General features: G+C 74.3%; 19 protein-coding genes and 10 pseudogenes. 15 read left to right on the top strand and 14 right to left on the bottom strand.

All coding sequences use genetic code 11. From position 1 onward, the window contains the following. Positions 1-418: 418 nt before the first annotated feature. The 3 genes and pseudogenes from MF408_RS27490 to MF408_RS27480 all read right to left on the bottom strand — a co-directional run. Positions 419-2,116, bottom strand: coding sequence for a helicase-related protein (locus MF408_RS27490; protein ID WP_345893805.1), 1,698 nt, complete (start codon positions 2,114-2,116; stop codon positions 419-421). Positions 2,117-2,546: 430 nt separating this feature from the next. After that, a pseudogene (locus MF408_RS27485) lies at positions 2,547-2,822 on the bottom strand (DEAD/DEAH box helicase); the annotation flags it as partial. Between the two features lie 49 nt (positions 2,823-2,871). Further along, positions 2,872-2,988: pseudogene (locus MF408_RS27480) on the bottom strand (hypothetical protein); the annotation flags it as partial. Between the two features lie 200 nt (positions 2,989-3,188). Here MF408_RS27480 and MF408_RS23685 point away from each other — a divergent pair. Then, a complete protein-coding gene (locus MF408_RS23685; protein WP_240249631.1) occupies positions 3,189-3,635 on the top strand; it encodes a VOC family protein in 447 nt (148 codons plus the stop codon). Between the two features lie 134 nt (positions 3,636-3,769). Here MF408_RS23685 and MF408_RS23680 read toward each other — a convergent pair whose 3' ends face one another. The 4 genes and pseudogenes from MF408_RS23680 to MF408_RS23665 all read right to left on the bottom strand — a co-directional run bounded on the left by MF408_RS23680 (position 3,770) and on the right by MF408_RS23665 (position 5,596). Beyond that, positions 3,770-4,495, bottom strand: a complete 726-nt coding sequence (locus MF408_RS23680; RefSeq protein WP_240249630.1) for a TfoX/Sxy family protein — start codon at positions 4,493-4,495, stop codon at positions 3,770-3,772. Positions 4,496-4,524: 29 nt separating this feature from the next. Further along, positions 4,525-4,650, bottom strand: a pseudogene (locus MF408_RS23675) (maleylpyruvate isomerase N-terminal domain-containing protein); the annotation flags it as partial. Positions 4,651-4,718: 68 nt separating this feature from the next. Next, entirely contained in the window at positions 4,719-5,231 is a 513-nt protein-coding gene (locus tag MF408_RS23670; protein WP_240249629.1) for an SRPBCC domain-containing protein, read from the bottom strand. Beyond that, positions 5,228-5,596: a metalloregulator ArsR/SmtB family transcription factor gene (locus MF408_RS23665; protein WP_240249628.1), complete on the bottom strand. Its 369-nt coding sequence runs from the start codon at positions 5,594-5,596 to the stop codon at positions 5,228-5,230. Before MF408_RS23665 ends, MF408_RS23670 begins: the two co-directional genes overlap by 4 nt. Before the next feature lie 66 nt (positions 5,597-5,662). Here MF408_RS23665 and MF408_RS23660 point away from each other — a divergent pair, with 66 nt between their 5' ends. Both MF408_RS23660 and MF408_RS23655 read left to right on the top strand, forming a co-directional pair. Then, positions 5,663-6,166 carry a hypothetical protein gene (locus tag MF408_RS23660; protein ID WP_240249627.1) on the top strand — a complete coding sequence of 168 codons (504 nt, stop codon included), beginning with the start codon at positions 5,663-5,665 and terminating at the stop codon, positions 6,164-6,166. A gap of 287 nt (positions 6,167-6,453) precedes the next feature. After that, complete coding sequence (locus tag MF408_RS23655) at positions 6,454-6,951, top strand: lanthionine synthetase LanC family protein (protein ID WP_240249626.1); 498 nt, start codon at positions 6,454-6,456, stop codon at positions 6,949-6,951. A 199-nt stretch (positions 6,952-7,150) separates the two neighbouring features. Here MF408_RS23655 and MF408_RS23650 read toward each other — a convergent pair whose 3' ends face one another. From MF408_RS23650 to MF408_RS23640, 3 genes and pseudogenes are all read right to left on the bottom strand, one after another. Then, positions 7,151-7,897: an NUDIX domain-containing protein gene (locus tag MF408_RS23650; RefSeq protein ID WP_240249625.1), complete on the bottom strand. Its 747-nt coding sequence runs from the start codon at positions 7,895-7,897 to the stop codon at positions 7,151-7,153. Positions 7,898-7,921: 24 nt separating this feature from the next. After that, positions 7,922-8,485, bottom strand: coding sequence for an isochorismatase family protein (locus tag MF408_RS23645; RefSeq protein ID WP_345893979.1), 564 nt, complete (start codon positions 8,483-8,485; stop codon positions 7,922-7,924). Between the two features lie 43 nt (positions 8,486-8,528). Then, a pseudogene (locus tag MF408_RS23640) lies at positions 8,529-9,789 on the bottom strand (nicotinate phosphoribosyltransferase); the annotation flags it as partial. 104 nt (positions 9,790-9,893) lie between these two features. Between MF408_RS23640 and MF408_RS23635 the strand changes: the two are divergent. From MF408_RS23635 to MF408_RS23610, 6 genes are all read left to right on the top strand, one after another. Further along, complete coding sequence (locus MF408_RS23635) at positions 9,894-11,318, top strand: N-6 DNA methylase (protein WP_240249624.1); 1,425 nt, start codon at positions 9,894-9,896, stop codon at positions 11,316-11,318. Positions 11,319-12,055: 737 nt separating this feature from the next. Further along, positions 12,056-12,433 carry a VOC family protein gene (locus MF408_RS23630; RefSeq protein WP_240249623.1) on the top strand — a complete coding sequence of 126 codons (378 nt, stop codon included), beginning with the start codon at positions 12,056-12,058 and terminating at the stop codon, positions 12,431-12,433. Between the two features lie 246 nt (positions 12,434-12,679). Then, the gene (locus MF408_RS23625; protein WP_240252150.1) at positions 12,680-13,597 is read left to right on the top strand and encodes an ABC transporter ATP-binding protein; all 918 of its coding nucleotides are present in this window, start codon (positions 12,680-12,682) and stop codon (positions 13,595-13,597) included. 306 nt (positions 13,598-13,903) lie between these two features. Beyond that, positions 13,904-14,428: an ABC transporter permease gene (locus MF408_RS23620; protein ID WP_240249622.1), complete on the top strand. Its 525-nt coding sequence runs from the start codon at positions 13,904-13,906 to the stop codon at positions 14,426-14,428. 234 nt (positions 14,429-14,662) lie between these two features. Next, positions 14,663-15,232 (top strand): ABC transporter permease, encoded by a 570-nt coding sequence (locus tag MF408_RS23615; protein WP_240249621.1) that lies wholly within the window; start codon positions 14,663-14,665, stop codon positions 15,230-15,232. Between the two features lie 10 nt (positions 15,233-15,242). Beyond that, positions 15,243-15,806: a DM13 domain-containing protein gene (locus MF408_RS23610; RefSeq protein WP_240249620.1), complete on the top strand. Its 564-nt coding sequence runs from the start codon at positions 15,243-15,245 to the stop codon at positions 15,804-15,806. Between the two features lie 4 nt (positions 15,807-15,810). Here MF408_RS23610 and MF408_RS26270 read toward each other — a convergent pair whose 3' ends face one another. Beyond that, on the bottom strand, positions 15,811-15,972 hold the full coding sequence (locus MF408_RS26270) for an HAD hydrolase family protein (RefSeq protein WP_275693529.1): 162 nt from the start codon (positions 15,970-15,972) through the stop codon (positions 15,811-15,813). Positions 15,973-16,081: 109 nt separating this feature from the next. Then, positions 16,082-16,603: pseudogene (locus MF408_RS23605) on the bottom strand (HAD hydrolase family protein); the annotation flags it as partial. Positions 16,604-16,662: 59 nt separating this feature from the next. Between MF408_RS23605 and hutH the strand changes: the two are divergent. Further along, a pseudogene (gene hutH, locus MF408_RS23600) lies at positions 16,663-18,211 on the top strand (histidine ammonia-lyase). A 10-nt stretch (positions 18,212-18,221) separates the two neighbouring features. Here hutH and MF408_RS26265 read toward each other — a convergent pair. Both MF408_RS26265 and MF408_RS23595 read right to left on the bottom strand, forming a co-directional pair. Beyond that, a complete protein-coding gene (locus MF408_RS26265; protein ID WP_275693528.1) occupies positions 18,222-18,404 on the bottom strand; it encodes an MMPL family transporter in 183 nt (60 codons plus the stop codon). 91 nt (positions 18,405-18,495) lie between these two features. Further along, a pseudogene (locus MF408_RS23595) lies at positions 18,496-20,322 on the bottom strand (MMPL family transporter); the annotation flags it as partial. A 154-nt stretch (positions 20,323-20,476) separates the two neighbouring features. Here MF408_RS23595 and MF408_RS23590 point away from each other — a divergent pair. From MF408_RS23590 to MF408_RS26250, 5 genes and pseudogenes are all read left to right on the top strand, one after another. Continuing rightward, the gene (locus MF408_RS23590; RefSeq protein ID WP_240249619.1) at positions 20,477-20,797 is read left to right on the top strand and encodes a helix-turn-helix transcriptional regulator; all 321 of its coding nucleotides are present in this window, start codon (positions 20,477-20,479) and stop codon (positions 20,795-20,797) included. Between the two features lie 64 nt (positions 20,798-20,861). After that, entirely contained in the window at positions 20,862-21,497 is a 636-nt protein-coding gene (locus MF408_RS23585; RefSeq protein ID WP_240249618.1) for a permease prefix domain 1-containing protein, read from the top strand. Then, positions 21,416-21,781: pseudogene (locus MF408_RS26260) on the top strand (hypothetical protein); the annotation flags it as partial. The gene MF408_RS23585 and the pseudogene MF408_RS26260, both read left to right, overlap by 82 nt. A 16-nt stretch (positions 21,782-21,797) precedes the next feature. Next, a pseudogene (locus tag MF408_RS26255) lies at positions 21,798-22,526 on the top strand (urocanate hydratase); the annotation flags it as partial. Continuing rightward, positions 22,444-22,770: pseudogene (locus MF408_RS26250) on the top strand (hypothetical protein); the annotation flags it as partial. The pseudogenes MF408_RS26255 and MF408_RS26250, both read left to right, overlap by 83 nt. Positions 22,771-22,810 lie beyond the last annotated feature (40 nt).

Raw genomic sequence — 22,810 nt, 5'->3', positions numbered from 1 at the left:
CACCTCGGAGACGGTGAACGGGCCGTGGGTGCGGGCGTAGCGGGCGACCAGGTCGGCGAGCGGGTCGTCGACCGGCTCGGTGAACACCGCCGGCGTGCCGGGCGGCACCGGCACCCCGAGCCCGTCGCGGAGCCGGGCCACGTCCTCGACCACCGCCCACGCCGGGCCGTAGGGCATCCGCACCTCGACCGCGCGGCGGGAGGCGACCAGGTCGGCCAGCCAGTCGGCCACGGGGGAGTCCGGCAGTGTGCGCGCGACCAGCTCGTCGAAGGTCGACGGCCCGAGCAGCCGGAGCAGGTCGACGACGCCCTCGGCGTCGCGGGCGCGACGGTCGGGTGCGAGCCGCTGGAGCTCGGCCTCGACCTCGGCGAGCACGTCGGGGTCGAGCAGCTCGCGGAGCTCGGCGCGGCCGAGCAGCTCAGGCGAGCAGGCCCTGGTCGAGCGTCAGGGCCGCTGCGCGTCGCTCCGCGATGGGGGAGTCGCCCTCGTAGACGAACTGCGCGACATAGCCGAACAGCAGCGTGCGGGCGTACGGCGACGGCGCCGGGGTCTCGACCTCGGTCACGGTGACCTCGCGCCGGTCGGTGCGCTGGAGCAGCCGGGTGAGGCCCGGCAGGTCGTAGACGTCGTTGAGCACCTCGCGCACCGTCTCGAGCACGATCGGGAACGACGGGTAGCGGGCCGCGACCTCGAGCAGCTGCGCCGCCCGCTGCCGCTGCTGCCACAGCGGGGACCGGCGGCCCGGGTCGCGCCTCGGGAGCAGCAGCGCCCGCGCCGCGCACTCGCGGAACCGGCTGGCGAACAGGGCGGACCCGCCGACCTCGCGGGTGACGATCTCCTCGACCTCGTCGGGCTCGAACACCACGACGTCGGCGGTCGGAGGCTCGGCGTCGGTGTCGGGGATCCGGATCACGATGCCGTCGTCGGAGGCCATCGCCTGCCCGTCGACGCCGTAGCGCTCACGCAGGCGGGCGTTGATCGCCAACGCCCACGGCGCGTGGACGGCGGTGCCGTAGGGCGAGTGCAGCACCAACCGCCAGTCGCCCAGCTCGTCGCGGAACCGCTCCACCAGCAGCGTCGTGTCGCTCGGGAGCGCCCGGGTCGCGTCGACCTGCTCGCGGAGGTAGCCGACCAGGTTGGCCGCGGCGTACTCGTCGAGGCCCTCGCTCCGGGCCCGGTCGCGCGCCTCCTGCTCGGGGAGCGCGGCGAGCTCGCGGGTGAACGCGCCGATCGCCTCGCCCAGCTCGGCGGGGCGGCCGAGCGTGTCGCCCTTCCAGAAGGGCAACCGCCCGGGCACGCCGGGCGCCGGAGAGACCAGGACCCGGTCGTGGGTGATGTCCTCGATCCGCCAGCTGGTCGCGCCGAGGGCGAACACGTCGCCGACCCGGCTCTCGTAGACCATCTCCTCGTCGAGCTCGCCGACCCGCCGGCCGGGACCCTCGCCGCCGACGAGGAACACGCCGTAGAGCCCCCGGTCGGGGATCGTGCCGCCGCTGGTCACCGCGAGCCGCTGGGCACCGGGCCGGCCCGCGACCCGGCCGGTCACCCGGTCCCAGGTGATCCGCGGCCGGAGCTCGGCGAACTCGTCGCTGGGGTAGCGGCCGGCCAGCAGGTCGAGCACGGCGTCGAAGGCGGAGCGGGGCAGCTGGGCGTACGACGCGCACCGGCGCACGACGTCGAACAGCTCGTCGACGTCCCACTCGTCGAGCGCGGTCGCGGCCACCACCTGCTGGGCGAGCACGTCGAGCGGGTTGGCCGGCACCCGCAGCGCCTCGATGCCGCCGGTGCGCATCCGGGCGACCGACACCGCTGCCGGGGCGAGGTCGCCCCGGTGCTGGGGGAAGAAGACGCCCTTGGAGGTCTCGCCGACCTGGTGGCCCGCGCGGCCCACCCGCTGCAGCGCGCTCGCCACACTCGGAGGGGAGGCGATCTGGAGCACCTGGTCGACCGCGCCCATGTCGATGCCGAGCTCGAGGCTGCTCGTCGCCACCACGGCCGGGAGCCGCCCGGCCTTGAGGTCGTCCTCGATCTGCGCGCGCTGCTCCTTGGACACCGAGCCGTGGTGGGCCTTGGCGAGGAGCGCCGAGGCCCCGGCCGACGCCCCGGACTGGGCCATCACCTCCGCCGGCGGCTCGACCCCGTCGGCGGCGGTGCCGGTCGCGATCTCGTTGAGCCGGGCCGTCAGCCGCTCCGCGGTGCGGCGGGGAGTTGGCGAAGACGATGGTCGAGGTGTGCTCGCGGATCAGCTCCGCCACCCGCTGCTCGACGTGGGGCCAGATGCTGCCGCGCCGGCGGGCGACGGACTCGCCGAGGTCGTCGTAGGCCTCCACCTCGGGCTGGGCGTCGAACGCGGGGTCGCCCGCCCCCGGCTCGGTCATGTCCTCGACCGGGACGACGACCCGCAGGTCCCAGCTCTTGTGCGCCGGAGGCGCCACGATCTCGACCGGGGCGCGGCCGCCGAGGAAGCGGGCGACCTCCTCGGTCGGACGCACGGTCGCCGAGAGCCCGATCCGTTGCGCCGGCTCGGGCAGCAGGGCGTCGAGGCGCTCGAGGGTGAGCGCCAGGTGGGCGCCGCGCTTGGTGCCGGCGACGGCGTGCACCTCGTCGACGATCACGGTCTGCACGCCCTGCAGCGACTCCCGCGCCCGGCTCGTGAGCATGAGGAACAGCGACTCGGGCGTGGTGATGAGGATGTCGGGCGGCCGGGTGGTGAGCGTGCGCCGCTCGTTGGCCGGGGGTGTCGCCGGAGCGGATGCCGACCCGCACCTCCGGAAGCGCGGCGCCCGGGCCGAGGCGCTCCGCGGTCTGCCGGATCCCGGCAAGCGGCGCCCGCAGGTTGCGCTCGACGTCGACGGCCAGCGCCTTGAGCGGCGACACGTAGAGGACCCGGGTGCGCTTCGTGCGGTCGTCGGGGACCGGCGTGGTGAGCAACCGGTCGATCGAGGCGAGGAACGCGCTCAACGTCTTGCCGGAGCCGGTGGGCGCCACCACCAAGGTGTGCCGACCGCCGGAGATGGACGCCCACGCCCCGGCCTGCGCCGGCGTCGGCTCGGCGAACGCCGCCCGGAACCACGCCCGGGTGGGCTCGCTGAACCGGCTCAGCGCCTCGGCAGGGGAGGCGTCGTCGCGGGCTGGAGGCACCCGACCAGTGTTGCGCACGGCACCGACAGGGCCTCAGGCTGGAACCCATGGCCGACCGCCCCGACCACTCCGTCCACGCCGACCGCCCCCGCCTGCTGCACACCGTGATCGACACCGCCGACTGCCGCGGGCTCGCGGAGTTCTACCGCGAGCTGCTCGGGCTGCGGTACCGCCCGGGCGACGAGCCGGGGGCGTCCGGCGGGTCGGGGGCCGATGACCCCGACTGGCTGGTGCTGGTCGAGGACGACGGCACCCGGCGCCTGGCGTTCCAGCGGGTCGAGCGGCTGGAGCCCACGACCTGGCCCGACCCGGACGTGCCGATGCAGATGCACCTCGACCTGACCGTGCCCGATCGGGCGTCGCTCGAGCGGCAGCGGGAGCGGGCGGAGTCGCTGGGCGCGGCGCTGCGGCTCGACCGCACCGACGACGAGGAGGAGCCGCTCTACGTGTTCACCGACCCCGCGGGACACCCGTTCTGCATCTTCGTGGCGTAGGGCGTGGGGGCCGTCGTCACGGCCGCCGCAGATTCATCACGGTATGTCGACGGACCTGCGCTTCCCACGGCGTACCCACCGTGGAAGGCGTCGGCTCGGCTGCATACCGTGATGAACCTGCGCCGCCCGCGCCCTCACTTCGGCGGCAACGACCCGGCGTACGCCGCTCCGCGCCGCACCCAGTCGGCGAGGTCGTCGCCGGCGAGGTGCTCGCCGTCGACCCGCAGCCAGCCGCGCAGCGCCCGGCCGCGCATCTCCATCGGGTGGGCGGGCGTGGACGCCAGCAGCTCGACGCCCTCGGCCGGGTCGACGCGCACCATGATGCCGCCCCCGCCGCTCACCGCGACCGCCATGTTGCCGCCGACGAGGAATGCGAGCCCGCCGAACATCCGCTTCTCGGTCACCTCCGCCCCACCGCCGAGGAGCTCGCGGATCCGGTCGGCGAGGGCCGTGTCGTACGCCATGACGGGAGCGTAGGCCGCGCCACCGACACCAGGAGCGTTGAGACTCAGCCCGGCGGCTGCCACGCCGGGTCGCGGCCGATGAAGCCGACCAGCCGGTCCCTGCCAGCCGGCGTCGGCGGGCACCGGGACGGCGGGTCCGTACTGACCGCTGCCGCGCAGCACCTCCTCCATGTCGACCATGGCCTCGTAGAGCTCGCGGCAGCGGTCCTCGTCGAGGCGCTCGTCCTGCCCGGTGGCGCGGGCGAGGTCCCAGGTGTGCATGAACACGTCGGCGGTGTAGAACTGCGACACCGCCCGGGGAGCGGCATCGCCGGCACGTGCGGGTGGGCGAAGGTCCTTCCCGCCGACTCCGGGTCGTCGAGGATCTGCTGCACGGCGGCTGCGTGGTGCTCCCACGCGGCGACCGGGTCGTCGTTCACGGACGGTCCGTCCGGCAGCGCGACCTCGGCGCCGGAGGCGAGGAAGGGTGGCAGCCACTCCACCAGGTGTCGTACGACGTCGCGCGCCGTCCACTCCGCGACCGGCGACGGCGCGTCCCAGGCGCCGGGCACGACGCCCCGCACCCGCTCGCCGAACGCGCCGGCGACGACCCGGTGCTCGTCCGCGGGATCGGTCGGGATCACTCCTGCCCCGCCAGTGCGGCCAGCAGCTCGTCGAGGGCGGCATAGCCCTCGTCGACGCCGACCTCCATGCCGCTGGCCATCATCCCGGCCTGCGCCTCCATCGACTCCACCACGGAGAGGATCTCCAGCCGGGTGCGGCCGTCGCCGAGGTCGTGGAGCTCGAGGGTCTCGAGGGCGACCGCCTCGGGCATCTCCTCGAACCCGAAGGTCTGCACGATCTTGCGGTTCTCCTCGACCCGGTGGAAGGAGCCGTAGAAGTGGGCGACCTCCTCGCCGTCGCGGAGTGCGGTGTAGCGGTACTCGCCACCGGTGCGCACGTCCCACCGCTCGATGTCCATGTCGATCGAGCGCGGCCCCATCCACTGCCGCACCAGCTCGGGGTCCGCGTGGGCGCGGTAGACGAGCTCGGGCGGCGCGTCGAACTCCCGCACCATCCGGACCACCGGGATGTCGGGGTCCGCCTCGATCAGGGTCTGCCGGGTGCCGTCCCCGGCCTGCGTCGTGGTCATCCTGCCTGCTCCTTCGTTCCGGGTTCCTGCTGTTCCTCGCCCTGCATGCGGTCGAGGAGCGCGTCCAGCCGTTGGTAGCGCTCCTCCGCCTGGCGGCGGTAGCGCTCGATCCACTTCGTCATCAGGTCGAACACCTCCGCCTCCAGGTGGACCGGCCGGCGCTGGGCGTCGCGGCTGCGGCGCACCAGCCCGGCGTCCTCGAGCACCTTGAGGTGCTTCGAGACCGCCTGCAGCGAGACGTCGTACGGCGCGGCGAGCTCGCCGACCGTCGCGTCGCCCGCCGCGAGCCGGGCGACGATGTCGCGCCGGGTCGGGTCGGCGAGCGCCGCGAACACCCGCGAGAGCCGCGCCTGTTCCTCAACCATGTGGTTGATCAAACGTCGTCGCACGCGTCTTGTCAACCCCCTGGTTGAACATGACAGACTCCCGGGGTGCGGTACGGCGAAGCGGGGGAGCGCGGGTGGGCCTGGGTCCTCGGCCACGTGCGGTGGGACGACGGCCCGTGGATCCCCGAGGCGCTGGACGACGTCGAGCCGCGGTCCGGCTACCGGGACGGCGTCCACAGCGGTGCCGGCGGCCTCGCCCTGGTCCTCGGGGAGATCGCCCGGACCCGCCCGTGGACCGCCGATGAGCAGGTCCTCGCCGAGGGGCTCGTCGACCGCCTGCACGGCACGGTCGCCACGACCGTCGACGCGTCGATGTTCGACGGGCTCCCCCGGCCACCTCGCCGCCCTGACCGCGCTTGGCGCCGACGGCCGGGACCGGGTCGTCGCCCGGCTGCTCGACCTCGCCGAGGCCGACGGGTGGCCGACGTCGGTGGTCGGCGCACCTCGCTACGGCCCGGGGGTGCGGGTCAACGACCTGACGCTCGGCACCGCCGGTGTGCTGCTCGCCGGCGTCGAGGCCGTGCGACAGGACCTCCCGCACGCCCGTGAGCTGGCCGACCACGCGGCGGCGGTGCTGCTCGCGGAGGCGGAGGAGCAGCCGACGGGGACGCGGTGGCGGTTCGTGCCCCGTCGGCACCGGGTGGACGGAGCGGAGCCGACCGAGATGCCCAACCTGTCCCACGGCGTGGCCGGCGTCGCCGCCGCCCTCGCGACCGCCGGCACCGTGCTGCGCCGGCCGGACCTCGTGACGGCGGCGCGGGCGGGCGCCGAGCACCTGCTCACCCCTCGCGGAGAGCGACGCGGCGGGGACCAGGTTCCCGCGGTACGTCCCGCCGTTGCCGGACGACCACCCCGACGCCGAGCCCACGAGCTTCGGCTGGTGCCACGGCGCCGCCGGGACGTCGTTGCTCTTCGCCGCGCTCGACCGCGCCGGCCTCGAGGAGGTGGGCGGCCGGACGCCCGCGGAGTGGCACGACGACTGCCTCCGGAGCGTCCGCACCTCCGGCCTGCCCGCGCGGGTCCGCCCCGGGTTCTGGGACAACGACGGCCGCTGCTGCGGCACCGCCGGCGTCGGCGGCGTGCTGCTCACTACCGTCGACACGGACTGGGCGGTGCGGCTGGGAGACGCGCTCCTCGAGCGGGCGGTCGAGGACGGTGCCGGACTCTGCTGGCGGTTCGCCGCGGCCGACGCCGGCCCGGAGGGACTGCCACCGGGGATCGGCTGGATGCAGGGCGCAGCGGGCATCGCGGCGTACCTGCTGCGGCTCGACGCCGTGCTCGCGGGCGCCCGCCCGACGGAACCCACCCTCGACTGGTGGTGGGCGGTGTCGTGACCCGGGGCGTCATGCCGCAGCGGGTTCGGGGTACCGCGCCGGCATGGCCGACGAACGAGAACGACCCACGGTGAACCAGCCGCTCCACGGTCCGCGCCGGTCGCCGAAGTCGCTGCTGATCGTGCTGGCGATCCTCGTGGCGGTGGCCGCGGTGATGGCGCTGATCGTCTGGCTGCGCTACAACACCTGACGAGCGCGCTCAGGTCTGCGCGCGCACCATCGGCGGCGAGATCACCTGCGCCGGACCGCGCCGGTAGAGCAGCGCCGGCCGGCCGCCGCCCTCCGACGCCGTCCCGCGGCTGTCGGTGGGCACCACGAACCCCTCGGTGCCGAGCACCTTGCGGCGGAAGTTGCCGAGGTCCGGCGGCGTGCCCCAGACCGCGGTGTAGACGCGCCGCAGCTCGGGGAGCGTGAACGGCTCGGCGACGAACTCGGTGGCCAGCGTCGTGTACTCCAGCTTCGCGCGCACCCGCTCGCGTGCGTCGAGCAGGATCCGGTGGTGGTCGAAGGCGAGCTCGGGGGCCTCGGCCGCGGCGTCCTCGGCCGGCTCGAGGAGGTCGTCGACCACCCACCAGCGTGCGTCGGCGGCGTCGGTGCCCGCGGTCGGGTCGGGCAGGTCGGGCGCCAGCGCGACGTGGGCGATCGACACCACCCGCATCCGCGGGTCGCGGTCGGGCGCGGAGTAGGTGCGCAGCTGCTCCAGGTAGCCGGAGAACTGCGCCGACGTCTGCGAGAGGCCGGTCTCCTCGTGCAGCTCGCGCCACGCGGCCTGCTCGGCGTCCTCATCGGGCCCGACGAACCCGCCCGGCAGCGCCCAGTGCCCGCGGAACGGCTCCTCCCCGCGCTCCACGAGCAGCACGCTGAGGGCGCCGTCGCGGATCGTGAAGATCGCCAGGTCGACGGCGACCGCGAACGGGGGGTACGACGACCCGTTGCCGCCCGTCATACCTGCACGCCCGCCTCGGTCATCTCACGCACCGCGGCCGTGCTCGACTCCGGGGGCGACACCGGCGTGCATCCCGTCGAGGAGGCGCACCGCGAACCCCTCCCGTCGCGCGTCGAGCGCCGTCGCCCGCACGCAGTAGTCGGTCGCGATCCCGGCCAGGTCGATCTCGGTGACGCCGGCGGCGCGGAGCACGTCGGCGAGCGTCGCGCCGTCGTCGGTGACTCCCTCGAACGCCGAGTACGCCGGCTCGCCCATGCCCTTGCGGACGTGGTGGGTGACCGCGTCGGTCACGAACCCCGGCGCGTAGTCCGAGCCGCCCTCCGTCGCGACGCAGTGCACCGGCCAGGTGGTGACGAAGTCCGGCTCCTCGCCGGGCTCGTGGAAGTGGCCGCCGTTGGTGCCGTGCGGGTCGTGCCAGTCGCGCGAGGCCGCGATGACGGCGTACTCGGCGGCGTGCCCGGCCAGGTGCTCGCTGATCCGGGCGGCGACGTCGTTGCCGCCGGCGACGCCGAGCGACCCGCCCTCGACGAAGTCGTTCTGCACGTCGACGATGAGCAGGGCCCTCGTGGGGGCGGGTGCGGTGGTCATGCTGCTCTCCCTCCTGGTGGTGGGTGACGGTGAGGTACGACGGGCCCGCGGCGACCGAGCGGGCCTCCGGCGGCAGCGACGCGACCGCCGCTGCCGTGAACGCGCGGACGTCCGCGATCGAGGGCGCGTGCACGGTCGCGCCGCCGCGCACCACCGGCACCTGCGCACGCTGCGCGCCCACGGGCTCGGGGTCGCCGGCGACGGTGAACGTCTCGCGGACGAGCACGCCGGCGTCGTCGTACCGGCGCCAGGCCGTCTTGTGGCCGCCGACCGACACCTTGTCCTTCGACTTCTTCGAGACCGGCCGGAGCGTGGTGTCGTCCGGCGAGTCGGCCACGGCGACCAGCTTGTAGACCATGCTCGCGGTCGGGTGGCCCGACCCGGTCGCCACCCGCGTGCCGACGCCGTAGCCGTCGATCGGGGCGTCGGCGAGGGCGGCGATGACGAACTCGTCCAGGTCGCTGGTGGCCACGATGCCGGTCCGCGTGGCGCCCAGGGCGTCGAGCAGCTCGCGGGCCTTGGCCGCCTCCTCGGCGAGGTCGCCGGAGTCGATGCGCACCGCGCCGAGCTCGGGACCGGCGACCCGCACCGCGGTGCGGATGCCCTCGGCGGTGTCGTAGGTGTCGACCAGGAGCGTGGTGCCGACCCCCTGCGCGGCGACCTGGCTGCGGAACGCCGCCTCCTCGCTCTCGTGGGCGAGGGTGAACGCGTGGGCCGCGGTGCCGACCGTCGGCACGCCGTGGAGCCGGCCGGCCGCGAGGTTGCTGGTCGACGCGAACCCCGCCAGGTAGGCGGCCCGGGCGACCGCGACGGCCGCCTGCTCGTGGGTGCGGCGACTGCCCATCTCGATCAGCGGGCGGCCCTGCGCGGCGGTCACCATCCGGGCGGCGGCGCTGGCGATCGCCGTGTCGTGGTTGAGGACGCTGAGGACCAGCGTCTCCAGCAGGACGCACTCGCCGAGCGTGCCGGAGACCGTCAGCACCGGGCTGCCGGGGAAGTAGAGGTCGCCCTCGCGGTAGGCGTCGATGTCGCCGCGGAACCGGAAGCCCTCGAGGTAGGCGGCGGTCTCCTCGCCGACGACCTCGTGCTCCACGAGCCAGGCCACCTCGTCGGCGTCGAACGTGAACGCCTCGACGAGGGGGGAGGAGGCGGCCGAGCCCGCCGAGGACGCCGTACCGGCGGCCCTCCGGGAGCCGGCGGGCGAACACCTCGAACACCGCCCGGTTGTCGACGGAGCCGTCGCGCACCCAGGAGTCGAGCATCGTCAGCTCGTAGCGGTCGGTCAGCAGCCCGGTGCGGTCCATGCCGGCTCCTCACGTTGTAGTCATGATGACTATAACAGGGTCGGTGATGCGCCTGGCGTCGGCGGCACGCCACCGAGCGCGGTTCCTCCCTCTACTCTGCCCTCGTGGGCGAGCGGCAACGGGTCGAGGCGCTCGCCGTCGCCTACGAGCAGCGGCTGGCGGAGCAGCGCGAGGGCCGCCGCGAGCGGGGCGCGTTCTACACCCCGCCCGACCTGGTCTCCTGGGTGCTCGACCGGGCGCTGGGTCCCGGCGTCGCCCGGGTGCTGGACCCTGCCTGCGGCACCGGGCACTTCCTCGTGGCCGCGGCCCGGCGGCTCGGCGCCCGGTCGGTCCACGGGTCCGACCTCGACCCGGAGGCGGTCGCGATCGCCCGGGCGCGGCTGCTCGCCGAGGACCCGACGCTGACGCCTGACGAGGTGGCGCAGCAGGTGCGGGTCGCCGACGGGCTCACCGCGTGGGACGGCGAGCAGTTCGACGCGGTCGTGGGGAACCCGCCGTTCCTGGGCCAGCTGCGACGGCGTACCGCCGGCCGGTCGGACGCGCGGCCGGCCGCCTACACCGACACCAGTGCCGTCTTCCTGCAGCGGGCGCTCGAGCTGGTGCGCCCCGGCGGCACCGTCGCGCTGGTGCAGCCGCTGTCGGTGCTCGCCGCCCGCGACGCGGGTCCGGTACGCCGGGCGGTCGCGGAGCGCGGCGCGGTGACCGACCTGTGGTGCTCGCCCCGGCCCGTGTTCGCCGGCACCTCGGTGCTCACCTGCGTGCCGGTGGTGCGGGTCGGCGACCCCGGCGCCACCGACCCGGACGGGTGGGGCCGGCTCGCGGCGCCGTCGTACGGGATCCCGCCGGTGAGGCTGCGCACCGGCGACGGCGCGGTCGGCGACCTCGCCGTGTGCACCGCCGACTTCCGCGACCAGTACTACGGCCTGGTGCCGCACGTCCGCGACGGCGGGCTCGACGGCTCCGGTGCACCGCTGGTGACCAGCGGGCTGATCGAGCCGGCGGGCTGCGAGTGGGGGAGACGCCCCACCCGCTTCGCGAGACGGCGTCTCGACGAGCCCGTCGTCGACCTGGCCGGCCTGCGCGCCGGGCCGCTCGCGTCGTGGGCCGACGCCCGGCTGGTGCCCAAGCTCCTCGTCGCGGGCCAGGGCCGGGTGGTCGAGGCGGTGGTCGACGAGCGCGGCGCCTGGCTGCCGTCGGTGCCCGTCGTCAGCGTCGTGCCCTCCGACCCGGCCGACCTCTGGCGGCTGCTCGCCGTCCTGCTCGCACCCCCGCTCGTCGCCGACGCGGCGGCCCGCTACCTCGGCGCCGGCCTGACCCCGGGCTCGGTCAAGCTCAGCGCCCGTCAGCTCGCCGCCCTGCCGCTGCCCGCGGACCCGGACGCCTGGGCCGAGGGCGCCCTGCTCGCCGAACGCGCCCAGCGCGACCGCGACCCCTCCGCCCTCGCCGCGACGGCGCGCGTGATGACGCGTGCCTACGGCGGCGACGAGGAGGTGACGGCGTGGTGGCTGGAGCGGGCGGGGGTGGAGTGACAGGGGTGCTCGGACACCATCGTCACTTCCGACTAGGGATGTAGTCCGGTTGTGCCCCCGGGCCGCGGTCGATCGACCTTGTTTGGTCGAACCGCGACGCCAGCCCCTCCCGGACGCTTAGGTTCACCCACGAACCGTGCGCTGGTCGGCTGATCAGCGCCACCACCGGCCGCTCGGGCCGTCGGAACACCCAGGGGGAACCAACATGAAGAGAACACTTGTCGCGTTGGCGCTGGCGGCCGGGCTGCTGACGCCGATCGCCGCGCTGCCGACGCCGTCGGCGCACGCCGTTCCGGGGGTGCGTCACCAAGGGCGAGTTCCGGCAGGTCACCTCCGGCCGCACGCTGCTGTGGGTCGAAGCGCGCTTCGACACGCACGGGCGGCTCGAGCACCAGGGAGGCGGCTACAAGACCAAGAGCTACCGGCCCTGCTGGGGGCCGGACACGGGCCGCTACCAGGTCACCTACCGCCACTATCGCCAGGCCTGGCGGCTGGACTGGAAGTCCTACAGCCGCATGTACGACAGCTACTGACCGCCGAGCCGACGTCGCGGCGACCGGCCGACGTACCGAAGTGCGTCGCCGGGCGGTGCCTGAGCGTGGCCCGCGAGGCCGATCGGCGGGTTTGGTACGTCCGTAGGCACCGAGGCTCCACCGTTCACCACCGGGTGGACGTGTCGAACCGCGGCCGGGCGACGGCAGCGATGAGTCGACGCCCGGCCGGCGGTCGGACCCTGCATGAGCGTCAGCGAGTTCCTCTCCGACGGCGTCGAGCTCTTCGCCACGGTCTGCGTGCGCGACCATGCGACCGCGTGCCCGTGGTGGGAGCAGCTGCTCGGTCGCCACTCGACGTTCGATGCCACGCCGACGGAGTCGGTATGGGAGATCGCGCCCCACCGCTGGCTCGTCGTCGAGCAGCGGCCCGACCGGGCGGGGCACGCTGCGGTGACCGTGTTCGTCGCCGACCTCGACGAGCGGGTCCGCGCGATCTCAGGTCGCGGGATCGAGCCCGACGAGCGGGAGACCTACGGCGACGGGGTCCGCAAGGTGATCTACCGCGACCCTGACGGCAACGAGATCGGCTTCGGCGGCCCGCCGCTCGGTGCGGCCGGCTGATCCCGCCGAGCATCCGGAGCCGCGGACGTCATGCGTGCCGTGGGCGATCGCCCTCGGAACGTATGACGTCCCCGGCCGCCCGCGCCTCCCGGCCGCCCGCGCTTTCCGGCCGACCGCGCTGCCCACCCGCCCTCGATATCCGCGCGACCGCTGTCGGGGTCGCTCCCTAGGATCGGGTCCGTGAGCGAGACGGCGTCGGAGGATCAGGCGAGGAGCGGCGTGGAGGCGCAACCGGGGGCTGGGTCGATGATCCGGGCGCGCGGGCTGCGCAAGACGTTCGACAGCGGCTTCGAGGCGGTGCGGGGGATCGACCTCGACGTGCGGCGCGGCGAGGCGTTCGGGTTCCTCGGGCCCAACGGCGCCGGGAAGTCGTCGACGATGCGGATGATCGCCGCCGTGTCGCCGGTGACCGACGGTGAGCTGCGGATCCTGGGCATGGACCCGGCTGCCGACGGGCCGGCGATCCGGGGCCGGCTCGGGGTGTGCCCGCAGGAGGACAACCTCGACACCGAGCTCAACGTCTTCGACAACCTCTACATCTACGGCCGCTACTTCGGCCTGCCCCGGCAGGTGGTGCGCGAGCGGGCGGCCGAGCTGCTCGAGTTCGCCAAGCTGACCGACAAGGCGAAGGCCAAGGTCGACGAGCTCTCCGGCGGCATGAAGCGGCGGCTCACGATCGCGCGGTCGCTGGTCAACCGGCCCGACCTGCTGCTGCTCGACGAGCCGACGACCGGGCTCGACCCGCAGGCGCGGCACCTGCTGTGGGACCAGCTGTTCCGGCTCAAGCAGGCCGGCGTCACGCTCGTCCTCACCACCCACTACATGGACGAGGCCGAGCAGCTCTGCGACCGGCTGGTCGTCATGGACAAGGGGGTGGTCGTAGCCGAAGGAGCACCGCTCGACCTGATCCGCGCCCACTCCACGCGCGAGGTCGCCGAGCTCCGGTTCGGGGTCGGCGAGCACGAGGCGCACGCCGCGAAGGTGGCCGACCTCGGCGAGCGGGTCGAGGTGCTGCCCGACCGGCTGCTCGTCTACGCCGAGGACGGCGAGGAGGTCGTGACCCGCACCCACGAGCGCGGCCTCCAGCCGCTCGCCACCCTGGTGCGGCGCTCGACCCTGGAGGACGTGTTCCTCCGGCTCACCGGACGGACGCTGGTCGACTGATGAGCGCCGGCACCATCAGTCCCGACCGCGCCGCGCCGGCCGGCGACCTGCCGTTCCTCGAGGGCGTACGCCGCCAGATCGACTACTGGGCGACGCTCTGGGCCCGCACCTGGCGCGGCGTGATCGCATCCTCGTTCCTGTCACCGTTCCTCTACGTGCTCGCGATGGGCGTGCTCCTCGGCGACTTCGTCGAGGCCGACGCCGAGACGCTCGAAGGCGCGTCGTCCTACCTCGCGTTCGTGGTGCCCGGCCTGATCGCCGCCCACGCGATGCAGACCGCCGTGTCGGAGACGACGTACCCCCGTCATGGGCATGATCAAGTGGCAGCGCATCTACGAGTCGATGCTCGCCACGCCGCTCCAGCCGCGGCACGTCGTCGGCGCCCACCTCGCCTCGGTGGTGCTGCACCTCGTGGCGGCGTGCGGTGTCTACACGCTCGTGATGGTGCCGTTCGGGGTCTTCGAGGCCTGGTGGAGCCCGTTCCTGGCGTTCGGCGCCCAGGTGCTCTGCGGCACGGCGTTCGCGACGCTGGTCTACGCGTTCAGCACGCGGGTGCGGTCGGAGCAGGCGTTCGGCGTCCTGTTCCGGCTGGGCGTGTTCCCGCTGTTCCTGTTCTCCGGCGCGTTCTTCCCCGTCACCAACCTCGGCGACGTGGGGGCGTGGCTGGCGCGGCTGACGCCGCTGTGGCACGGCGTCAACCTTTCCCGCATGCTCGCCCTCGACAACGTCACCTGGTGGGTGGCCGGCGTCAACGTCGCCGTGCTGGCGGCGCTCGCCGTGCTCGGCTGGCGGTGGTCGGTCTCGGGCCTGGCGAAGCGGATGATCACGTGAGCGCCACGTTCGCCGACGACGCCGAGGTGCGGCCGCTCGGCCCGGTCGCCTCGCTGCGGCTGCTCGTGCTGCGCAACTACATCACCTACCGCAGCGCGTGGAAGCTGTTCGTCTCCGGCTTCCTGGAGCCGGTGTTCTACCTGCTCTCCATCGGCATCGGCGTCGGCGCCCTCGTCGACGGGTTCGAGGCCGGCGGTCGGGAGGTGTCGTACGCCGCGTTCGTCGCCCCCCGGGATGCTCGCCGTGTCGGCGTTCAACGGTGCGCTCATGGACTCGACGTTCAACGTGTTCTTCAAGCTGAAGTACACCAAGCTCTACGACCAGATCCTCGCCACGCCGCTGACGACCGGCGACGTCGCCCGCGGCGAGATCGCGTGGGGGCAGCTGCGCGGGTCGACGTACGCCGCGGCGTTCCTGCTGGTCATGCTGGCGATGGGCCTCATCGAGTCGTGGTGGGCGCTGCTCGCGCTGCCGGCGGTGCTGCTGATCGGGTTCGCGTTCAGCGCGGTCTGCATGGCGGCGACGACGTGGATGCGCAACTTCCAGGACTTCGACAAGATCACGCTCGTCCAGCTGCCGATGTTCCTGTTCTCCGCGACGTTCTTCCCGGTCGAGACCTACTCCGGCCCCGTGCGGTGGGTCATCGAGTGCACGCCGCTCTACCGCGGCGTCGTGCTGTGTCGCGAGCTCACCCTCGGCACCGTGTCGTCCGCCTCGCTGGTCTCCGTGGTCTACCTGCTGCTGATGGGCGTGCTGGGCATGCTGGTGGTGCGCCGGCGGCTCGACCGGCTGCTGCTGACGTGAGGGAGGCGTGATGGGTCGCAGGCGCGCGGTGCTGGTGTCCGTCGGCGGCGTGCTGCTCGTGGCGCTCGTCGCCGGGTTGCTGCTCTTCCAGCCCTGGCTGCTGCTCGTCGACGACGAGGTCGACGAGGCCGACGACGGCGGCGCTGTGGTCGCCACGGCCTCCGCCGGCATCTCCGACACCGCGGTGCCGGACGGCGACGGCACGGCGCCGGTGCGCCTCGAGCTCGCCCGCGGCCGGTTCATCGACGCCGAGCACGGCACGTCCGGGACCGCGGTCGTCTACCGCCGCGACGACGGCACCCGCTACCTGCGGCTGGAGGACCTCGACACCTCCAACGGGCCGGACCTGCACGTGTGGATCAGCGACCGGCCCAGCGGCGGCGACTGCGAGGGCTGCTTCGACTCCTGGGGCATCTACGACGACGGCGACCACGTCGCGCTCGGCGAGCTGAAGGGCAACCAGGGCAGCCAGAGCTACGAGATCCCCGACGGCGCCGACCTCGCCGGCATGCGGTCGGTCGTCATCTGGTGCGACCGGTTCAACGTCGCCTTCGGCACCGCACCGATCGCCTAGCCCGTCAGGTCTCCCGCTCGTCGAGCAGCCGCTCCACCACCCGGGCGACGCCGTCCTCGTCGACGGGTGGCGCCACGTGGTCGGCGGCGGCCAGCACGCTCTCGTGCGCTCCGGCGACGGCGTACGACGTGCCGGCCCAGGCGAGCATCGGGATGTCGTTGGGCATGTCGCCGAACGCGACGACGTCCTCGGCGTCGACGCCGAGCCGCTCTGCAGAGGCCGACCAGGGCGCTCGCCTTCGTGACGTCCGAGGCGCTGATCTCGACGAGCCCGCTCACCGACCAGGTCGCGGTGGCGGCGCCGCCGACGGCGGCGAGGGTGCGGTCCCGCAGCTCGTCGGGGTCGAGGCCCTGGTGGCGGACGAGCAGCTTGAGCGCCGGCACGTCCCAGATCTCGCCGAGCTCGCCGACCGGCGACCCGGCCGGCACGCCGTAGGGCTCGACGTAGGTGGGGTCGCGGCGGATCCCGTCGAGGCACTCGATGGCGAACGACGCGCCCGGCAGCGCCTCGCGGATCGCCGCCACCACCTCGAGGCCCGCGGCCGGCTCGATGCCGCTGACGGCCAGCGGCCTGCGCTCGTGGACGTCGTAGACGACCGCCCCGTTGGAGACGACGGCGAGCCCGTGCCGCCCCACGTGCGGCCAGAACCCGTCCATCCACCGCAGCGGGCGCGCCGTCACGAACACCAGCGGGATGCCGGCCCGGTCGGCCTGCTCCAGCACCGACGCGGTGCGGGGGCTCGGCTCCCGCGCGTCGTAGGGGACCAGCGTCCCGTCCAGGTCGGTCGCGATCAGCACCCGCCGATCCTCCCTCACCGCAGGTCCACGGTGTTGACGGCGGTGTGATGATCGGCCGCATGACGGGCGAGGTGGTGGTCGGGACCGGGCCGGTGGGCCTCGACGAGGTGGTGGCGGTGGCGCGGTACGGCGCCCGGGTGCGGCTGTCGGAGGACGCGCTCGCCGCGGTCGACCGGGCGCGCGGGGTCGTGGACCGGCTCGCCGCGTCGGAGCGGCCGGCGTACGGCGTGTCGACCGGCTTCGGGGCGCTCGCCACCAAGCACATCGCCGAGGACCAGCGGGCGCAGCTGCAGCGGTCGCTGGTGCGGTCGCACGCGGCCGGCTCGGGACCCGAGGTGGAGCGGGAGGTGGTGCGCGCCCTCATGCTGCTGCGGCTGTCGACGATGGCGACCGGCCACACCGGCGTCCGTCGTGGCACGGCGCTCCTGCTGGCCGAGCTGCTCGACCGCGGCATCACGCCGGTGGTGCACGAGCACGGCTCGCTCGGCTGCTCCGGCGACCTCGCCCCGCTGGCGCACTGCGCGCTCGCCCTCATCGGCGAGGGCGAGGTGCGCGACGCCGACGGCACCCTGCTCCCGGCGGCCGAGGCGCTGGCGGCAGCCGGCATGACGCCGGTCGAGCTGGGGCCCAAGGAGGGGCTGGCGCTCATCAACGGCACCGACGGCATGCTCGGCATGCTGGTGCTCGCGGTCGCCGATCTCCGGCTGCTGCTGCGCACCGCCGACGTCGCGGCCGCGATGTCGGTCGAGGCCCAGCTCGGCACCGACCGGGTCTTCGCCGCCGACCTGATGGCGCTGCGGCCGCACCCGGGGCAGGCGGCGTCGGCGGAGAACCTGACCCGGCTGCTCGACGGCTCCGCCGTGGTCGCCAGCCACCGTGGCCCCGACTGCAACCGCGTGCAGGACGCCTACTCGCTGCGCTGCTCGCCGCAGGTCCACGGCGCCGCGCGCGACACCGTCGACCACGCGGCCACGGTCGCGCTTCGCGAGCTGAGGGCGGCGATCGACAACCCGGTCGTCCTCCCGGGCGACGGCCGGCTCGAGAGCAACGGCAACTTCCACGGCGCGCCGGTCGGCTACGTCCTCGACTTCCTCGCCATCGCCGCCGCCGACGTCGCGAGCATCAGCGAGCGCCGCACCGACCGCTTCCTCGACGTGGCGCGCAACCACGGCCTGCCGGCGTTCCTCGCCGACGACCCGGGCGTGGACAGCGGGCACATGATCGCGCAGTACACGCAGGCCGCGATCGTCTCGGAGCTGAAGCGGCTGGCGGTGCCGGCCAGCGTCGACTCGATCCCGTCGAGCGCGATGCAGGAGGACCACGTCTCGATGGGCTGGTCGGCGGCCCGCAAGCTGCGGCGGTCGGTCGACGGCCTGACACGCGTGCTGGCCGTCGAGCTGCTCACCGCGGCCCGGGCGCTCGACCTGCGCGCGCCGCTGGCGCCGGCGGCGGGCACCGGCGCCGTGGTCCGGCTGCTCCGCGGCGCGGGCGTGCCGGGTCCGGGGGCCCGACCGCCACCTCGCCCCGGAGATCGAGGCGGCGGTCGGCCTCGTCCGCGACGGCGCCGTCGTCGCCGCGGCCGAGGAGGCGGCCGGGCCGCTGGGCTGACCGGGCCAGGTCACCGCTGCGGCTGCTGCACCCGCTGCCGCTGCTGTCCCTGCGATCCCTCGATCGCGAGCCGCGGCAGCACCCGGTCGAGGCCGCGCGGCAGCCACCAGGCGCGGCGTCCGAGCAGCCGCATCACCGCGGGCACGACCAGGCAGCGGATGACCACCGCGTCGAGCAGCACGGCCACGGCCATACCGAGCCCCATCTGCTGCAGCATCCGGTCGGGGGGAGAGGACGAACGCTCCGAAGACCACGACCATGATCGCCGCGGCGGCGGTGATCACGCCGCCCGTGTGCGCCAGTCCCTCGCGCACGGCCGTGGCCGGGTCGCCGGTGCGCTGCCACTCCTCGTGCATCCGCGACAGCAGGAACACCTCGTAGTCCATCGACAGGCCGAAGACGATGGCGAAGATCATCACCGGCAGGAAGGCCTCGATCGGTCCTGGCTCCACGCCGAGCAGCCCGTCCTGGAACACCAGCTTCATGGCGCCCAGCGCGGCGCCGATCGACAGCAGGTTGAGCACGGCTGCCTTCACGGCGATCGCCGCGGAGCGGAAGACCAGGACCAGCAGCAGCGCCGAGACGCCGACGACCACCCCGACGAAGAGGGGGAAGCGCTCCGCGATCGCCTCCGCGAAGTCCACGTTCGCTGCGGTCGGACCTCCGACGAGGTGGCCCTCGCCCAGCCGGTCGCGCACGTCCCGGACGAGGTCGGACGTCGCCTCGTCCTGTGGCCCGGTCTGCGGCACCACCTGCCAGGGCACGAACCCCTCGCCGGCGTCGTACGGCGGCACGACGCGGGCCACGCCGGGCAGCTCGCGCACCGCGTCGGCCGCGGCCTCCGCCTGCTCGAGGCTGCCCTCGGTGACCACGAACAGCGGACCGTTTGCGCCGGGTCCCCACTTCTCGCTCACCAGGTCGTAGGCCTGCCGGGTCGTGGTGCTCTCGTGGTCGTTGCCGGCGTCGTTGAACCCGAGGGTGAGGCCGAGGGCGGGGAGGGCCAGGGCACCGGTGGCCAGCAGGCCGACCACCAGGGCCGGCCACGGGCGGCGCTGCACGACGCCGGCCCACGACCGCCACCGGTCGCCGTGCTCGCGCCGGGACCTGCCGGCGCGCTTGCGGACCGAGCGCTCGATGCGTCCGCCCAGGACCGTCAGCAGGGCGGGCAGCAGCGTGAGCGACGCGAGCATGGTCGTCGCGACCGTCAGGACCACGCCGAGCACGACGCCCTGCAGGGCGCTGACCCGCAGCACGTAGAGGCCGAGCAGCGCGATGATCACCGAGGCGCCGGCGAACAGCACCGACCGGCCGGCGCTGTCGACCGCGAGGCGGGTGGCGGTGGCGCGGTCGGCGCCGCCCACCAGCTCGGAGCGGAACCGGGAGAACACGAGCAGCGCGTAGTCGATCCCGACGCCGAGCCCGACCAGCACCAGGATCGGCGCGGTGTAGTCCGGCACCGTGGTCAGGTGGGAGAGCAGCACGACCAGTCCGAACGTCGTGCCCACCGCGAACAGCGCGGTGACCAGCGGCAGGCTCGCCGCCAGCAGCGAGCCGAACATGAAGACCAGGATCACGAGCGCCGCCAGCATGCCGGCGCCCTCGGCGCCGCCGGCGGCCTCGCTCTCCTGCACCTCGCGGATCCCGTCGCCCGACACCTCGACCCGGAGGTCGTCGGTGGCGTGGTCGAGCGCGGTGTCGAGCATCGCCCGGTGGTCCTCGGTGGGCACGTCGCCGGTCTCGACGTCGAGGGTGACGACCACCAGGGCGGCCGTGCCGTCGTCGGAGACCGTGCCCTCGGCCGCGTCGGGTGCGGCGACCGACGCGACGTGGTCCAGCTGCTCGAGGTCGGCGACCAGCGCCTCCACCGCGGCCGGGTCGGCGTCCCAGCCCCGCTCGTCGTGCAGCACCACCGTCACCGTCCCGCTGCCGCCGGCACCGTGCTCGTCGAGCAGGTCGACGAGCTCCTGCGACTGGGTGCCCGGCAGCGAGAAGTCGTTGCGGTAGTCGTCGCCGACCGCCGTGGAGGCCACCGTGACGCCGACGAGAGCGACCAGCCACAGCGCGAGCGCGGTCCAGCGGTGGCGCTGGGAGAAGGCGGCCAGTCGCTGCATCCGGCTCGGGGCGGCGCCCGACCCGGGCGACGAGGCGGGGGGACGGCGGACTGGCGGGAGGGCGGGAGGAAGGCGTGGTCACGGCGGGCTCCGTAGGCAGGGCGGCTACATGTAGACAAGCAACATATAGCGCACCTTGGTGTAGGCTGTCTACATGAGAGCCGACGCGCTGCGCGGGCACCTGGACTCGCTGGTCCTCGCGGTGGTGGAGCACGAGCCGCTCCACGGCTACGCGATCATCGAGGCGCTGCAGGTCCGCAGCGGCGGAGAGCTCGAGCTGCCCACCGGCACCGTCTACCCCGCCCTCCGCAGGCTCGAGGCCGCCGGCTACCTCACCAGCGACTGGGACGAGGTGGGCGGCCGTCGCCGCCGGACCTACGCGCTCTCGCGCGCCGGCAGGAAGGCGCTGGCGCAGCACCGCGCCGAGTGGCGGACGTTCTCGTCGGTCATCGGCGGTGTTCTCGGCGAGGCCTGACCGGTGCCGATCTCAGGGGACATCCCGGATGCCGACCGCGGCGCCGGCGCGCATGATGGGGGGCGTGTCGCCCACCGGTACCTACCTCGCCGACCTCGACGCCGCACTGGCCGGTCCCCGGCGTGCCCGCCGCGACCTCGTCGCCGAGGCCGCGGGCCACCTCGACGACGCCGTCGCGGCCTACGAGCGCGCCGGTTGGGACGCCGAGCAGGCCGAGCGGCGTGCGGTTGCCGACTTCGGGCCGCTGGACGTGGTGGTGCCCGCCTTCCAGACCACGCTCGCGGTGGCCGCCGCGCGTCGTACGGCGTGGCTGCTCCTCGTGGCGCTGGGGGTGCAGCCGTTCCTGTGGGACGGCCCGGTCAGCGTCGCCGGCACCGACGGTCGCGCGCCGGACGGCGTGCTCTACCCGGTGCTCGACGTCGCGGTCGAGGTGGTCGGCGGGGCGATGATCCTCGCCACCGTCGCGCTCCTCGCCGCCGCCACGATCGGCAACCGGTGGCACCGCGCCGGCCGTGGTGTCGCCCGGGCGACGTCGCTGGTCACGATCGTCGCAGCGGTGACGATGAGCGCGACCGGCCTGGCCATGTCGGTCCTCGCCCAGGGGCTGCACCCGGCCTACTGGGCGACGGTCACCGGCTTCCTGTTCGCGCCGATGGCCGTCGCGGCCTGGTCGGGGAGGCGCACGCTCGCGACCTGCTGAGCGTCGGTGCTGGCCGCGCCGCCTCCGGGTTCGTATCGTCGGCGCATGACCCGACCCCCGTCCGCGCACCCCGCGGCACCGAGCTGACCGCCCGGTCGTGGCAGACCGAGGCGCCGCTGCGGATGCTGATGAACAACCTCGACCCCGAGGTGGCCGAGCGACCCGAGGACCTGGTGGTCTACGGCGGCACGGGGCGGGCCGCGCGCTCCTGGGAGGCCTACGACGCGATCGTGCGGACGCTGCGCGACCTGCGCGAGGACGAGACGCTGCTGGTGCAGTCGGGCAAGCCGGTCGGGGGTGATGCGCACCCACGAGTGGGCGCCGCGGGTGCTGATCGCCAACTCCAACCTGGTCGGCGACTGGGCGACCTGGGAGGAGTTCCGCCGGCTCGAGGAGCTCGGGCTCACGATGTACGGCCAGATGACCGCCGGCTCGTGGATCTACATCGGCACCCAGGGCATCCTCCAGGGCACGTTCGAGACCTTCGCCGCGGTCGCGGAGAAGCGCTTCGGCGGCACCCTCGCCGGCACGCTGACCGTCACCGCGGGGCTCGGCGGCATGGGTGGGGCACAGCCGCTCGCGGTCACCATGAACGGCGGGACGGCGATCTGCGTCGAGTGCGACCCGGCCCGGATCGACCGTCGCATCGAGCACCGCTACCTCGACGTGCGCGCCGACGACCTCGACGACGCCGTACGCCGGGCGCTGGCCGCCAAGGAGCAGCGGCAGCCGCTGTCGATCGGCCTGCTCGGCAACGCGGCCGAGGTGCTGCCCGAGCTGCTCGCGCGCGGCGTGCCGGTCGACGTCGTCACCGACCAGACCTCCGCGCACGACCCGCTCGCCTACCTCCCGCTCGGGGTGCCGTTCGAGGAGTGGGAGGAGCAGCGCACCGCCGACCCGGCCGGTTTCACCAAGCGGGCGCAGGAGTCGATGGCGGCGCACGTCCGTGCGATGGTCGGCTTCCTCGACGCCGGTGCGGGAGGTCTTCGACTACGGCAACTCGATCCGCGACGAGGCCCGCAAGGGCGGGTTCGACCGGGCCTTCGCCTTCCCCGGCTTCGTCCCGGCCTACATCCGGCCGCTGTTCTGCGAGGGCAAGGGCCCGTTCCGGTGGGCCGCGCTGAGCGGGGACCCCGCCGACATCGCCGCGACCGACCGTGCGGTCCTCGACCTGTTCCCCGACGACGAGCACCTGCGCCGGTGGATCACGCTGGCGGGGGAGCGGGTGCACTTCCAGGGCCTCCCGGCGCGGATCTGCTGGCTGGGCTACGGCGAGCGCCACCGGGCCGGGCTCCGGTTCAACGAGATGGTCG

The sequence above is a fragment of the Nocardioides sp. TF02-7 genome (genome assembly GCF_022437945.1).
Taxonomy (GTDB): Bacteria; Actinomycetota; Actinomycetes; order Propionibacteriales; family Nocardioidaceae; genus Nocardioides.
The sequence above is the reverse complement of the archived record's forward strand: the minus strand, read 5'-3'. Positions and strand labels throughout refer to the sequence as shown.